A 16,031-nucleotide genomic window follows, 5' to 3' on the forward strand; every position below is an offset into this window, starting at 1 on the left:
TGGACGAAGAAAAACAGCGGCGCCAACAGATAGAGGAAAGTCAGACCGAGACTCGCCAACACCGGCAGGCCCTGGCGCTCCCACGCCGCGGTGTGGTCCACCGAGGCTTTGCGCAATTGATGGAAACTGAACAGCAGCGCGATACCAAGCATCAGCGCGCCCAGCGGTGCTCCGTCGAGCAGGCTGCTTTCGCCGACGCGCAACTGACCGAGAAACGCCAGCGCCGAGCCCAGTTGCAGCAACAAAGCAAAGACTCGGGCGAACGGGCGATGTTGACGCAAGCCAAGCCAGAAAATCCCCGCGCCCTCCACCGCCCAAGCCGCAGAGGTCCAGCGCGCATCCAGCCCCAGCGGAATCGCCAGGCTGGCGAAAATCACCCCGAGCGCCAGGCAGGTTTCGCCCAGCAACAAGGCACGACCGCCCATCAACAACCGAGCGAGGGTCATGTAAATCATGCCCAGCGCCAATGCGCTGAACGCAGCGGCAAATTCCAGATGCTGCACCAGCGCGAATTGCAGGCCGAAACCCACCAGCGGCGGACCGAACAGCATGGTGCCGTCGACGTAGTCACCCTTGCGCGCCGACCAATGCAGCAGCGCCTCACGGTCGCCGTCTGCCGGGGCGTCCGGCATGTCCAGCAACTTGCGTCGGGCGAACAACAGGCCGATGGCCAGGTACATCAGGAAGAACAGAATCAGGAACGGCTCGGTGCTCCACAACAGCTCCGGCGCATACGAACGCACGCCCCAGGCGAAACCGATGCCGAAGGTGCCGGCGAAACCGATCAGGTTCAGCAGACGCCAGGCCTTGAACCAGGCGATGGCGAGAATGCCGGCATTGAGTAACGCAAAATAGCTGAACAGCGCGACATGGTTGCCGGCGCCGGTAGAGGTCAGGATCGGTGCGGCGAAACCGCCCAATGCCGCAACGCAGGCCAGGGCCAGGGAATCCTGAGTGATCGCCAGAATCGCCGAAAACACCGTCACCGCCACCAGCAATCCCAGCGCGGCGGACGGATCGAGCAGCGGATGCAGGCGCATCGCCGCGAAGACCGTCAGGTACATCACCGCGATCCCGGTGCCTTGCAGCATCAAGGCGTAACTGCTGTTGCGATGGCGCAGCCACCAGCCCAGCGCCAGCAGTCCCAATGCGGCTGCGGCAACCCCGGCGTAGCGCATTTCGATCGGCACCACCATGCCTTCGGTGGCGTAGCGCAGCAGGAAGGCCAGGCCGAAGAACAACAGCACCACACCGACCCGCAGCACAGTGTTGCCACCGAACAGCCAGTTGCGCGCAGCGTTGATGCCACGCTCGATGAGGTTCGGGCCACGGGGTTCGGCGGGCGGTTGTGGTTCGGGCGTGACGGCGTCGAGCTGCCAGACATCGGCCGGCAACGGTTGGCTGGTTTCGCTGGCCACAGCGGAGATCGGTTCAAGCTCGGGCGGCAGTTCCCAGACCAGCTCGGGTACTGCGGCGGGGGCCTCTTCGGTCACCCGGAGCGGTTCGACAGCGGTCTCTGGAGCGGGCTCGACGCCCGGTGAGGTGTCCCGCACGCCGGCGCCTTCGAGCAGAAACAGACGCTGCTCGACAGCCTGCAAGGCGATTTTCGCCTGTTCAAGTTGAACCTTGTGTTCGGCACTCTGCGAACCAAGCCGGGCGATCCGGATCGTCTGGCCGATCACCAGGCCCAGCAGCGCGCCCAACAGCGCAGAACTGAACGACTCGTCGAGCAGCCAACCGAGCAGCAGCCCGATCAACATGAACATCCATTGCATGGTCGATATCCCTGAGCAGCCCCGGAACGGGGCGAAATCAGGGCTCAGTATATCGGCCCGGCCCAACGAGCGTGGGGCCGGGCGCACATTTGTCGCTAAAAGTTACTCCAGCGCCTTCCAGATATCCGTGGCGTACTCGCGAATCGTCCGGTCCGACGAGAACCAGCCCATCCGCGCGGTGTTCAGCACCGCCGAGCGCCACCAGTTATTCGAATCGTGCCAGAGCGCATCGACGCGCATCTGCGCTTCCCAGTACGCATCGAAGTCGGCGCAGACCAGGAAGCGGTCGTAGTCCATCAGCGAATCGATCAGCCCGGTGTAGCGCGAGGTGTCATCCGGCGAGAACACACCACTGCGAATCGCCTGCAATACGTCGCTCAGACGGTGAGAGGCGGCGATGTCCGGCGCGGCACTGAACTCGTGGTTCTGCTTGCGCGCTTCGACCTGCTGGGCACTCAGTCCGAAAATGAACATGTGCTCGGCACCGATGCGCTCGCACATTTCCACGTTGGCACCGTCGAGGGTGCCGATGGTCAGCGCGCCGTTGAGGCCGAACTTCATGTTGCTGGTACCCGACGCCTCGAAACCGGCGGTGGAGATCTGCTCCGAGAGATCCGCCGCCGGGATGATGCTCTCCGCCAGGCTGACGTTGTAGTTGGGCAGGAACACCACCTTCAGCAGGCCGCGCACGGTCGGATCGTTGTTCACCACCCGGGCGATGTCGTTGGTCAGCTTGATGATCAGCTTGGCCTGGTGATAACTGGCCGCCGCCTTGCCGGCGAAGATTTTCACCCGCGGCACCCAGTCGGTTTCCGGCTGGGCGCGAATCGCCTGATACAGCGCAACCGTATGCATCAGGTTGAGCAACTGACGCTTGTATTCGTGGATCCGCTTGACCTGCACGTCGAACATCGCCGCCGGGTTGACTGCGATCCCCAGCCGTTCGTGAATCAGATAGGCCAGCGCTTTTTTGCTGTGCAGCCGTTGCTCGGCGAAGGCCTTGCGGAAGGCCGCTTTTTCGGCGAACGGTTCAAGATCCAGCAGGCGCTCTTCGGGGTTGTCCAGCACATCCGGGCCGAGGGCATCGACCAGCATCGACGTCAGCTCCGGGTTGGCCTGGTACAGCCAGCGGCGGAAGGTGATGCCGTTGGTTTTGTTGTTGATCCGCTCCGGATACAGCTTGTGCAGTTCGGCAAACACGGTTTTGCGCATCAGTTGCGTGTGCAGGCCCGACACGCCGTTGACGCTGTGGGAACCGAGGAACGCGAGGTTGCCCATGCGCACCCGACGGCCGTTGTCTTCCTCGATCAGCGAAACCGCCCGCAGCACGTCGAAATCGTGAATGCCCTTGGCCCGCAACGAGTCGATGTGCTGGGCGTTGATCAAATAAATGATCTGCATGTGCCGCGGCAGCATGCGCTCCATCAGCCCTACCGGCCAGGTTTCCAGTGCTTCTGGCAGCAGCGTGTGGTTGGTGTACGACAGCGTATCGACGGTGACTTGCCACGCCGCATCCCAGGCCACGTCGTAGACATCCACCAGCAGCCGCATCAGTTCGGCGACGGCAATCGAAGGGTGAGTGTCGTTGAGCTGGATCGACGCGTGATCGCCAAGGGTCAGCACCGAGGTGTGCATGTTGCGATGACGGCGCAGCAGATCCTGAAGCGACGCGGCGACGAAGAAGTATTCCTGACGCAGGCGCAGCTCCTGCCCGGCCTCGGTGCTGTCCGCCGGATAAAGCACGCGGGAGATGCTTTCGGCGCGAGCCACCTCGGCCACGGCACCCAAATGGTCACCGGCGTTGAAGCGCTCCAGGTGCAGATCTTCCATCGCACGGGCCCGCCACAGGCGCAAGGTGTTGACGCTCGCCCCGCGCCAGCCGACCACCGGGGTGTCGTAGGCAATCGCCCGCACGGTTTCGGCCGGGTGCCAGACCTGTTTGCTCTTGCCGGTGACATCGGTGACGGTTTCGACGCTGCCGCCGAAGCCAATGGTGTAGACGACCTCCGGCCGTTCGAACTCCCATGGGTTGCCGAAATCCAGCCAGTGCTCGGTCTGCTCCTGCTGCCAGCCGTCGACGATGGCCTGGCGGAACAGGCCGTGCTCATACCGAATGCCGTAGCCGTGGCCGGCGATGCCGAGCGTCGACATGCTTTCCATGAAACACGCCGCCAGACGTCCGAGGCCGCCGTTGCCCAGCGCGGCGTCGGGCTCCAGCAAGCGGATGCGCTCCAGATCCACGCCCAGCTCGGTCAGTGCCTCGCGAGCGACGTCAAGCAGGCCCAGATTGCTCAGGCTGTCGTACAGCAAACGGCCGATGAGAAATTCCAGCGAGAGGTAATACACCCGCTTCTGCCCTTTGCGGTAGATCTGTCGGGTGTGATCCATCCAGTGCTCGACCATGTGATCGCGCGCCGCCAGGGCGATGGCTTCGAACCAGTCATGGTCGAAGGCGTGATCCGGGTCTTTGCCCACCGCGTAGGTGAGTTTGGTCAGGACGGCGTCGCGGAATGCGGCCACCTCTGCTTCGCGAACTAGTGGTTCTTGAGTCATCGATAGGACCTCGAGCGAGCGGGGAATTGTCAGAGCCTAGACGGTCTGACCGACGGTGGCGGCTCTGGTTCGGCAGTTTTTCCTGAGAATGAGCGTTCGTCCGGCAATACCCTGGCGAATGCCTGAATGAATGCAGGGGCCATGCCGAATTGTCGGCTCCGGTGATGACAGAAAGAAAAAAACCGGCGAAAGGTTGTTCAAAAATCCACCCGTCCCGGTATGATCGCGCGCCCTGACGCACACGCCTGGTAAACCCCGATGATGAAGCCCAACCTGATCGCCGCCGCCGAGATCGACCGCCTCGAAACCTGGGCCAAATACTCGGCCCCGATGTGCGGCTCGTGCGTTTCCAGCTGCTGCACGCTGCCGGTCGAGGTCAAGATCAAGGACCTGGTGCGCATCGGAGTGGTCGACGAGTTCGAACTGGGCGAGCCGCCGAAAAACATCGCCAAACGCCTGCAAAAGGAAGGTCTGGTGGAGCGCTTCAACCAGAAGTCGGGGATCTTCACCCTGCAGCGCATGAGCAACAACGATTGCTACTACCTGGATCGCAAGAGCCGGCTGTGCACCATTTATGACAAGCGCCCGGACACCTGCCGCAACCACCCGAAAATCGGCCCGCGCCCGGGATATTGCGCGTACAAGCCGAAGGAAGTGGAGCGGGTGCAGAATTCGCGGTCGATCGAGCGCTTCTGATCCCGACGCCTGATCGTTCCCACGCTCCGCGTGGGAATTCAGCCCGGGACGCTCCGCGTCCCAGACGGCGGACGCGATATTCAAATCCCGAATAAACAAAAACGCCCCCGGTCTCTCGACCGGGGGCGTTTTTTTCAAGCCTGGCTAAAGCTTACGCCTTGGCTTTCTTGGCAGCGCGGGTGCGCTCGCCTTCGTCCAGGATCTTCTTGCGAAGACGGATGGACTTCGGCGTCACTTCGCACAGCTCGTCATCCTGGATGAATTCCAGAGCCTGTTCCAGGGTGAAGCGGACAGGTGGAACCAGAGCGATGGTTTCGTCTTTGCCCGAAGCACGCATGTTGTCGAGCTTCTTGCCCTTGGTAGGGTTGACGCCCAGGTCGTTGTCACGGCTGTTCAGACCCACGATCTGACCGTTGTAGATCTCCTGGCCGTGTTCCACGAACAGCTTGCCACGCGCCTGCAGGGTTTCCAGGGAGTAGGTCAGCGCCTTGCCGGTTTCAACCGATACCAGAACACCGTTCTGACGGCCGGACATGTGGCCGGACTTCATGGTGTCGTAACGATCGAAGATCGAGGTCAGGATGCCTGCGCCGTTGGTCAGGGTCAGGAACTGGTTACGGAAACCGATCAGACCGCGAGCCGGGATGTTGTACTCCAGGCGCACACGGCCCTTGCCATCCGGGGACATGTTGGTCAGGTCGCCTTTACGCAGACCCATCTCTTCCATGACCTTGCCCTGGGATTCTTCAGGGATGTCGATGGTCACGTTTTCGAACGGTTCCTGCTTCACGCCGCCCACTTCGCGGATGATCACTTCAGGACGGCCCACAGCCATCTCGAAGCCTTCGCGACGCATGGTTTCGATCAGTACCGACAGGTGCAGCTCACCACGACCGGATACCTTGAATTTGTCGGCGGAGTCGCCTTCTTCGACTTTCAGGGCAACGTTGTACAGCAGCTCTTTGTCCAGACGTTCCTTGATGTTGCGGGAAGTCACGAACTTGCCTTCTTTACCGCAGAACGGCGAGTCGTTGACCTGGAAGGTCATGGAAACGGTCGGCTCGTCGACGGTCAGCGGCTTCATAGCCTCGACAGTGTTCATGTCGCACAGGGTGTCGGAGATGAACAGCTCGTCGAAACCGCTGATGCAGACGATGTCGCCGGCCTGGGCTTCTTCGACGTCAACGCGGTGCAGACCGTGGTGACCCATCAGCTTCAGGATACGACCGTTACGGCGCTTGCCTTCGGTGTCGATGGCGACGACCGGAGTGTTCGGCTTGACGCGACCACGGGCGATACGGCCGACACCGATCACACCCAGGAAGCTGTTGTAGTCCAGTGCGGAGATCTGCATCTGGAACGGACCGTCACGGTCAACGGCCGGCGCTGGAACGTTGTCGATGATCGACTGGTACAGCGGGGTCATGTCTTCGGCCATTTCGGTGTGGTCCAGACCGGCGATGCCGTTCAGGGCCGAGGCGTAGACGACTTTGAAGTCCAGCTGTTCGTCGGTGGCACCCAGGTTGTCGAACAGGTCGAAGATCTGGTCCAGAACCCAGTCAGGACGCGCGCCCGGACGGTCGACCTTGTTGATCACGACGATCGGCTTCAGACCGGCTTCGAACGCCTTCTTGGTCACGAAACGGGTTTGCGGCATAGGGCCGTCCTGGGCGTCAACCAGCAGCAGCACGGAGTCGACCATGGACATGACGCGCTCTACTTCGCCGCCGAAGTCGGCGTGGCCCGGGGTATCCACGATGTTGATGTGGTAGCCGTTCCAGTTGATGGCGGTGTTTTTCGCCAGAATGGTAATGCCGCGCTCTTTTTCCTGGTCGTTGGAGTCCATCACGCGCTCGTCGTTGAGCTCGTTGCGCTCCAGGGTGCCGGATTGACGCAGGAGTTTGTCTACCAGGGTGGTTTTACCGTGGTCAACGTGGGCAATGATGGCGATGTTACGTAGATTTTCGATCACTTGTGTATCTCGATCAGAGGATTCGGTTTGCTGACAAGTCATGGCAGCGATTGGCAGTAGTGTCCGGCATGGCCGTTACAGCTTGACGGCAGTGTCGGGGGGCCGGTGACGCAGGCCACAGGCAAACAGCCCCGGGCACTTAGCTCGGTCGATAAACGCGCACATTGGCATGCCCCTCACTGAGCAGATGATGGGCATGCAGGCGACTCATCACGCCTTTGTCGCAATACAGCAGGTACTGGCGAGTCGGATCCAGTTCCTTGAAACGAGCGTTCACTGCGTAGAACGGCATCGTCTGTACCTCTATGCCGGCGAGTTCCAGCGGATCATCCTCGGCAGCATCCGGGTGACGGATGTCGATGACGATCTGACCGGCCAGCGCCTCGCTGACTTCTTCGATTTGCAAATCCTGGCCCAATTCGTCGATCACCCGATCGATCGGCACCAGTCTGGCGTTTGCGAGCGCACGCTCGAGCACCGCCATATCGAATTCCTGCTCTTCGTGCTCGACCCGGCCACGCTTGGCGGCGGTCTTCGGGTTGACCGAGATGACGCCGCAGTACTCCGGCATGTGCCGGGCGAAGTCACCGGTACCGATCCGGTCGGCCGTGTCGATGATGTCCTGCTTGTGGGCGACGATCAGCGGACGCAGGACCAGCTTGTCCGTGACGCAATCGATGACCGACAGGTTCGGCAACGTCTGGCTCGACACCTGGGAAATCGCTTCACCGGTGACCAGCGCATCAATGTGCAGGCGTTCGGCAATGCTCGACGCTGCGCGCAACATCATACGCTTCAATACGACGCCCATATGACTGTCGTCGACCTTGCCGAGAATTTCGCCCAGCACTTCTTCGAACGGGACACTGACAAATAGCACGCGTTGCGAGCTGCCGTACTTCTTCCAGATGAAATGCGCGACTTCCATCACGCCCAGCTCGTGGGCACGCCCGCCCAGATTGAAGAAGCAGAAGTGCGTCATCAGGCCGCGGCGCAGGATCTGGTACGCAGCAACCGTCGAGTCAAAGCCGCCGGACATCAATACCAGCGTCTGCTCCAGCGCACCGAGCGGGTAGCCGCCGATGCCATTGTGCTGGCTGTGGATCACGAACAACCGTTTGTCGCGAACTTCGATACGGACTTCGATTTCCGGCGCTTTCAGGTCAATCCCGGCGGCTCCGCATTCACGGCGCAGCTTGCTGCCGACGTATTTTTCGACATCCATCGAGCTGAACGCATGCTTGCCCGCACGCTTGCAGCGCACCGAGAAAATCTTCCCGGCCAGCAAGTCACCGAAGTGCTGTTTGCACTTCTCGGTGATGTCGTCGAAGTCACCCAGCGGGTACTCGTCGATCTGCAGAAAGTGCGCGATGCCCGGCATGCAGGTCAGGCGCTCGCCCATTTCTTTCAGGGCCCTGGGATCGGTGACGCGGGTTTCCAGCTCGAGATTGTCCCATACGCCGTTCACCACCACGGCCGGATCCAGGTCACGGAGCACGGTGCGGATGTTCTTGGCCAGCTGGCGGATGAACTTCGTCCGGACAGGTCGGCTTTTGATGGTGATCTCGGGAAAGACTTTAACGATTAGTTTCATGAAAACAGCGCGCGCTGGGCCAGCCGAAAAAGGGGGGCGCGGATTATAGCGGAAATTGCTCAAGGTTTAACCAGTTAATGTGCAGAAGGTTTTTCATGCACCAAAACAGGTCATTTTCGAATCAAGACGCTACATTAAAGGGCGAGATTTTTACCATTTGTGCGTTTTGCACCCTTATAAGCGTGAATTTGGGGCAGAAAACCCATGCTGGGGCACTGGCATGCAATTTGCTCCCTTGTGAGGCAGGTTGCCTTGGCAGATATTCGCGCCGGCATCACCAACATTTAAGGGCATCCACTACCAGCCCTAAGCCACCCGGAGGACACTATGTCGAAGTCGGTTCAACTCATCAAAGATCATGACGTCAAGTGGATTGATCTGCGCTTCACGGACACCAAAGGCACTCAGCACCACGTGACCATGCCGGCTCGCGATGCGCTGGAAGACGACTTCTTCGAAGCGGGCAAGATGTTCGACGGTTCCTCCATCGCTGGCTGGAAAGGCATCGAAGCCTCCGACATGATCCTGATGCCGGACGACGAAACCGCCGTTCTGGACCCGTTCACCGAAGAACCGACCCTGATCCTGGTGTGCGACATCATCGAGCCTTCGACCATGCAGGGCTACGACCGCGACCCTCGCGCCATCGCCCGTCGCGCCGAGGAATACCTGAAGACCACCGGTATCGGTGACACCGTATTCGCCGGTCCAGAGCCTGAGTTCTTCATCTTCGACGAAGTGAAGTTCAAGTCCGACATCTCCGGCTCGATGTTCAAGATCTACTCCGAGCAAGGCTCGTGGATGTCCGACCAGGACGTGGAAGGCGGCAACAAGGGCCACCGTCCAGGTATCAAGGGCGGCTACTTCCCGGTTCCGCCGTTCGACCACGACCACGAAATCCGGACCGCCATGTGCAACGCACTGGAAGAGATGGGTCAGACCGTTGAAGTTCACCACCACGAAGTGGCAACCGCCGGTCAAAACGAAATTGGTGTCAAGTTCAACACCCTGGTGAAGAAAGCTGACGAAGTTCAGACTCTGAAATACGTTGTACACAACGTGGCCGATGCCTACGGCCGCACTGCGACCTTCATGCCGAAGCCACTGTACGGTGACAACGGTTCGGGCATGCACGTGCACATGTCCATCGCCAAAGACGGCAAGAATACCTTCGCTGGCGAAGGCTATGCCGGCCTGTCCGAAACCGCCCTGTACTTCATCGGCGGCATCATCAAGCACGGTAAGGCCCTGAACGGCTTCACCAACCCGGCCACCAACTCCTACAAGCGTCTGGTGCCAGGTTTCGAAGCTCCGGTGATGCTGGCCTACTCGGCTCGCAACCGTTCCGCCTCGATCCGTATTCCTTACGTCAACAGCCCGCGCGGCCGTCGTATCGAAGCACGTTTCCCGGATCCGGCCGCCAACCCGTACCTGGCTTTCGCAGCACTGCTGATGGCCGGCCTGGACGGTATCCAGAACAAGATCCACCCAGGCGACGCAGCGGACAAAAACCTGTACGACCTGCCGCCTGAAGAGGCGAAAGAGATCCCGCAGGTTTGCGGCAGCCTGAAGGAAGCCCTGGAAGAGCTGGACAAGGGCCGCGCGTTCCTGACCAAGGGCGGCGTATTCTCCGACGACTTCATCGATGCCTACATCGCGCTGAAATCCGAAGAAGAAATCAAGGTCCGCACCTTCGTACACCCACTGGAATATGAGCTGTACTACAGCTGCTGATCCGGTAGCGCCGCGCTACGCGGCGTGACAAAAGAGAGGCCTCCTTCGGGAGGCCTTTTTTTTTGGAAATTTCCGACAACTTTCATCCAGATATCCGAAAGCAACTGAAGCATCGTCCGGCATCACCCACTTTGAGCGACCCGTAGCCTTTACCCCTTACGGCCACTCAAGGAATCAGACGATGAAACAATGCCTATTCCAGATACTGCTTGCCATTCTGGCGACGCTGTCCATGCAAGGCTGCACCTCTCATCGGGAACCCGGGCGGATAGAGCGTAATCTCTTGCTTGAAAGCCGCACGTCGTGGGACGGGACCGCCTACACGAACTACCCCGATGCCGCTCCCCGACTGTCGGTGCTCAAGCTCAGCATCCCAGCCAATACGCCACTCCAATGGCATACCCACCCCATTCCCAACGCCGCCTATATTCTCTCCGGCGAACTGACCATCGAACGCAGGGAAGATGGCCGCAGCAAACGATTCAAACAGGGAGAAGCCGTCGCCGAAATGGTCAACCGCAGCCATCGCGGCATCACTGGAAACGAGCCGGTGGAGCTGGTCGTGTTTTATGCGGGTGGAGAAAATATTCCATTGTCAGAGTGATATCCGCTCTTCACAGGGTGCCGCAACCATGCAGATTTATCAGTGCGGCAACAGCATGCAGCCTTTGATAAGGCGCCGAACACCTGCCCACCTGTTTCAGGGCAAGACACTATTCAACAGGAGTGAGCGATGAAGTCAGGGTATGGTCCGATTGGCTTGTTTTCACTGTTCCTGGCTGTACTGGTACCCGGTTGGGCTGCAGCAGACAGCGAATCGCCCGCCAATCAGATAAACGCCTGGCAGGTGGAGAAATACGACGATCACGGCACTGCCCGGATGGCCGCCATGACCGGCATGGCGCGTTACAACAGCAAAACCGGCGAAGCGCTTTTGCAGATTGCCTGCACCGTCGACTCCCGCATGAAGCCTCATGCCTCCCTCATGCTGGCCATTCAGGCGCAACGACTGGGTTTCAACCCCAATGATTACGAAGGCCCTGCTGCCACGGCACACGGACCGCTGCGCCTGATCTCCGGTGAGCGCCCGGCGGTCATCGATCAAGTCACTGGCTGGATACCGGGAGAACGCCTGCTGAAAAAAGAATGGGATTTCATGTTTGGTGCGACCGCCAACCTGAAGGAGTTGAGTTATTGGCTGACCAGGCCCGCCCGGAGCAACCGCATTTCACTGACACTGCCTTCAACCCTTGAGAACGATGGCCCGCTGACCGCCGTTTTTGTTCTGCCCGAAGACGACAGAGGATTACGCAGAGTGATCGGTCCCTGCCTGAAAGCATCCCGAACGATCGGCGACTGAAGGATGCTCATGACTGGAAGGGACAATCTGATCAACAGGATGTCGCCAGCCAGATGCCTGGCCTATGCTGCAATCCATCGCTTTCGTTTCCGGTCGAGTCCATGGGTCGCCTCCTTCTCTACATTCTGTTGCTGATCGCCCTGCCGGCCTGCGCGCAGATCTACAAGTACACCGACGCCAACGGCAACACGGTGTACAGCGACCATTCGCCGGATGGCGTGAAGGCGCAGCCGGTGGAGCTGCCGCCACTCAACAGCGTCCAGCCCCAGGCTCCGGGGGCGCCGTCGTCGGACACAACCAACCGTGCGCCTGCGCGCAATGCCTACGAAGTGCTGGAGCTGACCGGCCTGCCCACCGACGAAGCCTTGCGGGCCAACAACGGCACGTTCACCGTCAGCGTGCTGATCAAACCGCGCCTGCAGGCACCTCATCAATTGCGCCTGCTGCTCGACGACGCGCCTTATGGCCAACCGAGCAACGTGCCGATCCTGCAACTGGTGAACGTCGACCGGGGCGAGCATCGGCTGGCGGTGCAGGTGATCGATGGCGCGGCGATCATTCAGCAGAGTCCGGCAGTGGTCTTTACCGTGCAGCGGGTACACAAACCATGACTCGCGGGTTGATCGCTGCATGTCTGGCCTTGCTCGCATGTGGCGCCTCGGCCGAGGTCTTTACTTATATCGACGCGCAGGGCAATCGAGTCTACACCGATCAACCGCGTGGCAACGCCAAGCGTGTGCCATTGGCCACCAGCAATCGCATGGCCTCGAACCCGACCGGGGCGGCGCCCGTCACTGCGGTGAAAAAAAAACCGGAACAACCGCTGTTTCGCTACGACATGCTGCGGGTGCTGGTGCCCGAACCGGACGCGACCCTTCGCAGCAGCGCCGGCGAACTGATCGTCAGTGTCACCAGCGAACCCGGTCTGCAGAAGGGTCATCGCTATCGCCTGCTGCTGGATGGCCAGCCCACCGGCGAACCCGGTCTGAGCCCGGTATTCCCGCTGAGCAATATCGATCGTGGCAGCCATAACCTGTCGGTGGAGATCCTCGACGAACAGGATCGCATCGTCGAGCGCACCGCCAATCAGCCGTTCCACATGCAGCGCATTTCGCTGGCGCAAAAGCGTCAGGTCAAACCCTGCACGACCGACGACTACGGCGTGCGCCCGGAATGCCCGCTGAAAGACAAACCCGCCGAACCCAAAAATCCCTTCCTGCGCTTCTTCTAACGTCGTTCAGCTTTGCGCACTATATTGGTGCAACAGATTGCACCGTACCCACACAACATCCCATTTTGGTTCGAAAGTACCCGCCAGGGGCGGCCTGTCGCCACGCAAACGAGCTTCAAACGCCTGTTTCAGGCGATGAACGCTTCTTTTCGGAGCCTTGGTTTGGTTTTTGCATTTTCCTCGCACCGGCGCTTCGTTTTTCGCGCACGCCTTGCTCCAAAAGAGGTCCTGATGACCATAAGCGACGCACTCCACCGATTGCTGCTCGACAACCTGACCACCGCCACCATCCTGCTCGACGCCGAATTGCGCCTCGAGTACATGAACCCGGCGGCGGAGATGCTGCTGGCCATCAGTGGACAGCGCAGCCATGGCCAGTTCATCAGCGAGCTGTTCACCGAATCCACCGAAGCGCTCAATTCATTGCGCCAGGCGGTGGAACAGGCGCACCCCTTCACCAAGCGCGAAGCGATGCTCACCGCCCTCACCGGCCAGACCCTGACCGTGGACTACGCGGTGACACCGATTCTCAGCAACGGCGCGACCCTGCTGTTGCTGGAGGTCCACCCGCGCGATCGACTGCTGCGAATCACCAAGGAAGAGGCGCAACTGTCCAAACAGGAAACCAGCAAGATGCTGGTTCGCGGCCTTGCCCATGAGATCAAAAACCCGCTGGGGGGCATCCGTGGCGCCGCGCAACTGCTGGCCCGGGAGCTGCCGGAAGACAGCCTGCGCGACTACACCAACGTGATCATCGAAGAGGCCGACCGCCTGCGCAATCTGGTCGACCGCATGCTGGGTTCGAACAAACTGCCGTCGCTGGCCTTGTGCAACGTTCACGAAGTACTGGAGCGTGTCTGCCAACTGGTCGAGGCGGAAAGCCAAGGTTGCATCACGCTGGTGCGCGATTACGACCCGAGCATTCCCGACGTGCTGATCGACCGCGAGCAAATGATTCAGGCGGTATTGAACATCGTCCGTAACGCGATGCAGGCGATCAGCAGCCAGAACGAGCTGCGCCTGGGCCGCATCAGCCTGCGCACCCGCGCCATGCGCCAGTTCACCATCGGCCATGTCCGCCATCGTCTGGTGACCAAGATCGAGATCATCGACAACGGCCCGGGGATTCCAGCGGAACTCCAGGAAACCATTTTCTTTCCCATGGTCAGCGGACGTCCGGACGGTACCGGACTCGGCCTGGCCATCACCCAGAACATCATCAGCCAGCACCAGGGCCTGATCGAGTGCGAGAGCCATCCAGGCCACACCACGTTCTCGATCTTTCTGCCACTGGAACAAGGAGCCACATCGACATGAGCCGTAGTGAAACCGTGTGGATCGTCGATGACGACCGTTCTATCCGTTGGGTCCTGGAAAAAGCCCTGCAACAGGAAGGCATGACCACCCAGAGCTTCGACAGTGCCGATGGCGTGATGAGCCGCCTGGCCCGCCAGCAACCGGACGTGATCATCTCCGACATCCGCATGCCGGGTGCCAGCGGTCTTGACCTTCTGGCGCGGATTCGCGAGCAGCACCCACGCCTGCCGGTCATCATCATGACCGCTCACTCCGATCTGGACAGCGCTGTCGCCTCCTATCAGGGCGGCGCGTTCGAATACCTGCCCAAGCCGTTCGACGTCGACGAAGCGGTGTCGCTGGTCAAGCGCGCCAACCAGCACGCCCAGGAACAGCAAGGTCTGGAGGTGGTGCCGGCCCTGACCCGCACCCCGGAAATCATCGGCGAAGCGCCGGCGATGCAGGAAGTGTTTCGCGCCATCGGGCGCCTGAGCCACTCCAACATCACCGTGCTGATCAACGGCGAATCCGGCACCGGCAAAGAGCTGGTGGCCCATGCCCTGCACCGCCACAGCCCGCGGGCCGCCTCGCCATTCATTGCGCTGAACATGGCGGCGATCCCGAAGGACCTGATGGAGTCCGAGCTGTTCGGCCATGAGAAAGGCGCGTTCACCGGCGCGGCCAACCTGCGGCGCGGTCGTTTCGAACAGGCGGATGGCGGCACGCTGTTCCTCGATGAAATCGGCGACATGCCGGCGGATACCCAGACCCGACTGTTGCGAGTGCTGGCCGATGGCGAGTTCTATCGCGTCGGCGGGCATGTGCCGGTCAAGGTCGATGTGCGCATCATTGCCGCGACCCACCAGAATCTGGAAACCCTGGTTCACGCCGGTAAATTCCGTGAAGACCTGTTTCACCGCCTCAACGTGATCCGCATCCATATTCCGCGCCTGTCGGACCGACGCGAAGACATCCCGACGCTGGCCAGACATTTCCTCAGCCGCGCCGCGCAGGAACTGGCAGTCGAGCCGAAACTGCTGAAAAGCGAGACCGAGGAATACCTGAAGAACCTGCCCTGGCCGGGCAACGTGCGACAGCTGGAAAACACCTGTCGCTGGATCACCGTGATGGCATCCGGGCGTGAGGTACACATCGGCGACCTGCCACCGGAACTGCTGAGCCTGCCGCAGGACTCGGCACCGGTGACCAACTGGGAACAGGCGCTGCGCCAGTGGGCCGACCAGGCCTTGGCACGGGGTCAGTCAAGCCTGCTCGACAGCGCGGTGCCAGCGTTCGAGCGGATCATGATCGAGACCGCGCTGAAGCACACTGCCGGTCGTCGTCGGGATGCCGCCGTGCTGCTGGGTTGGGGCCGCAACACCTTGACCCGCAAGATCAAGGAACTCGGCATGAAGGTCGATGGCGGGGATGATGACGAAGGTGAAGAAGGCTGACTGCACCGCCGCAAGGCACCGTGACCCTTAATCGGGCACGGCAGCCGGCTCGATCTGACGTCACACCACACTGAAAAAACCATCCGGTGAAAAGACGAAGGCCCCGTATTGCGGGGCCTTCGCCATGGTGAAGGCTTTTTTGTTTCAAAATGACAAAAACTGGCACGCCCCCTGCAATATCTCTTTCAGGTGATTCGATTCACCCACCCTTTCGGGGGCCTTGGTACAGGCAGGCCGGGGATTCCCCTCTTTACGCCGGCTCACACCACAAACGTGATGAGCCCACCCTTTTGGGGCCCTTGATACAGGCAGGTCAGGGGTCCCTCTTTACACCGGCTCAGCACGCCATGCGATGAGCCCGCCCGT

11 protein-coding genes and 1 pseudogene are annotated in these 16,031 nt (G+C 60.6%); 8 read left to right on the forward strand and 4 right to left on the reverse strand.

The annotated features are described in order from the left end of the window. Positions 1-266: 266 nt before the first annotated feature. A pseudogene (locus BBF94_RS28210) lies at positions 267-1,775 on the reverse strand (DUF2339 domain-containing protein); the annotation flags it as partial. Between the two features lie 102 nt (positions 1,776-1,877). Next, positions 1,878-4,328: a glycogen/starch/alpha-glucan phosphorylase gene (locus BBF94_RS24705; protein ID WP_065261558.1), complete on the reverse strand. Its 2,451-nt coding sequence runs from the start codon at positions 4,326-4,328 to the stop codon at positions 1,878-1,880. Between the two features lie 258 nt (positions 4,329-4,586). Between BBF94_RS24705 and BBF94_RS24710 the strand changes: the two genes are divergently transcribed. Further along, positions 4,587-5,024 (forward strand): YkgJ family cysteine cluster protein, encoded by a 438-nt coding sequence (locus tag BBF94_RS24710; RefSeq protein ID WP_065261559.1) that lies wholly within the window; start codon positions 4,587-4,589, stop codon positions 5,022-5,024. A gap of 151 nt (positions 5,025-5,175) precedes the next feature. On the opposite strand, the gene typA is transcribed toward BBF94_RS24710, so the two are convergent. Beyond that, positions 5,176-6,996 carry a translational GTPase TypA gene (typA, locus tag BBF94_RS24715; protein WP_065261560.1) on the reverse strand — a complete coding sequence of 607 codons (1,821 nt, stop codon included), beginning with the start codon at positions 6,994-6,996 and terminating at the stop codon, positions 5,176-5,178. Between the two features lie 139 nt (positions 6,997-7,135). Further along, positions 7,136-8,590: a tRNA uracil 4-sulfurtransferase ThiI gene (thiI, locus tag BBF94_RS24720; protein ID WP_065261561.1), complete on the reverse strand. Its 1,455-nt coding sequence runs from the start codon at positions 8,588-8,590 to the stop codon at positions 7,136-7,138. A gap of 327 nt (positions 8,591-8,917) precedes the next feature. Between thiI and glnA the strand changes: the two genes are divergently transcribed. From glnA to ntrC, 7 genes are all read left to right on the forward strand, one after another. Then, positions 8,918-10,324, forward strand: coding sequence for a glutamate--ammonia ligase (gene glnA, locus BBF94_RS24725; RefSeq protein ID WP_065261562.1), 1,407 nt, complete (start codon positions 8,918-8,920; stop codon positions 10,322-10,324). Between the two features lie 181 nt (positions 10,325-10,505). Further along, positions 10,506-10,928 (forward strand): cupin domain-containing protein, encoded by a 423-nt coding sequence (locus BBF94_RS24730; RefSeq protein WP_065261563.1) that lies wholly within the window; start codon positions 10,506-10,508, stop codon positions 10,926-10,928. A gap of 156 nt (positions 10,929-11,084) precedes the next feature. Further along, complete coding sequence (locus BBF94_RS24735; RefSeq protein ID WP_141676627.1) at positions 11,085-11,684, forward strand: hypothetical protein; 600 nt, start codon at positions 11,085-11,087, stop codon at positions 11,682-11,684. Positions 11,685-11,785: 101 nt separating this feature from the next. Beyond that, positions 11,786-12,295, forward strand: a complete 510-nt coding sequence (locus BBF94_RS24740; protein ID WP_065261565.1) for a DUF4124 domain-containing protein — start codon at positions 11,786-11,788, stop codon at positions 12,293-12,295. Continuing rightward, positions 12,292-12,915, forward strand: a complete 624-nt coding sequence (locus BBF94_RS24745) for a DUF4124 domain-containing protein (protein ID WP_065261566.1) — start codon at positions 12,292-12,294, stop codon at positions 12,913-12,915. Before BBF94_RS24740 ends, BBF94_RS24745 begins: the two co-directional genes overlap by 4 nt. A gap of 231 nt (positions 12,916-13,146) precedes the next feature. Continuing rightward, positions 13,147-14,232 (forward strand): nitrogen regulation protein NR(II), encoded by a 1,086-nt coding sequence (gene glnL, locus BBF94_RS24750; RefSeq protein ID WP_065261567.1) that lies wholly within the window; start codon positions 13,147-13,149, stop codon positions 14,230-14,232. Continuing rightward, positions 14,229-15,665 (forward strand): nitrogen regulation protein NR(I), encoded by a 1,437-nt coding sequence (gene ntrC / locus BBF94_RS24755; protein WP_065261568.1) that lies wholly within the window; start codon positions 14,229-14,231, stop codon positions 15,663-15,665. The genes glnL and ntrC overlap by 4 nt, the downstream gene beginning before the upstream one ends. Positions 15,666-16,031: the final 366 nt, after the last annotated feature.

The sequence above is a fragment of the Pseudomonas bananamidigenes genome (genome assembly GCF_001679645.1).
Taxonomy (GTDB): Bacteria; Pseudomonadota; Gammaproteobacteria; order Pseudomonadales; family Pseudomonadaceae; genus Aquipseudomonas; species Aquipseudomonas bananamidigenes.

Excerpts from the sequence above, each read along its gene's own strand:
- BBF94_RS24705 (WP_065261558.1), bottom strand. The coding sequence starts at position 4,328 with ATGACTCAAGAACCACTAGTTCGCGAAGCAGAGGTGGCCGCATTCCGC.
- BBF94_RS24710 (WP_065261559.1), top strand. The coding sequence starts at position 4,587 with ATGATGAAGCCCAACCTGATCGCCGCCGCCGAGATCGACCGCCTCGAA.
- thiI (WP_065261561.1), bottom strand. The coding sequence starts at position 8,590 with ATGAAACTAATCGTTAAAGTCTTTCCCGAGATCACCATCAAAAGCCGA.
- glnA (WP_065261562.1), top strand. The coding sequence starts at position 8,918 with ATGTCGAAGTCGGTTCAACTCATCAAAGATCATGACGTCAAGTGGATT.
- BBF94_RS24730 (WP_065261563.1), top strand. The coding sequence starts at position 10,506 with ATGAAACAATGCCTATTCCAGATACTGCTTGCCATTCTGGCGACGCTG.
- BBF94_RS24740 (WP_065261565.1), top strand. The coding sequence starts at position 11,786 with ATGGGTCGCCTCCTTCTCTACATTCTGTTGCTGATCGCCCTGCCGGCC.
- BBF94_RS24745 (WP_065261566.1), top strand. The coding sequence starts at position 12,292 with ATGACTCGCGGGTTGATCGCTGCATGTCTGGCCTTGCTCGCATGTGGC.
- glnL (WP_065261567.1), top strand. The coding sequence starts at position 13,147 with ATGACCATAAGCGACGCACTCCACCGATTGCTGCTCGACAACCTGACC.
- ntrC (WP_065261568.1), top strand. The coding sequence starts at position 14,229 with ATGAGCCGTAGTGAAACCGTGTGGATCGTCGATGACGACCGTTCTATC.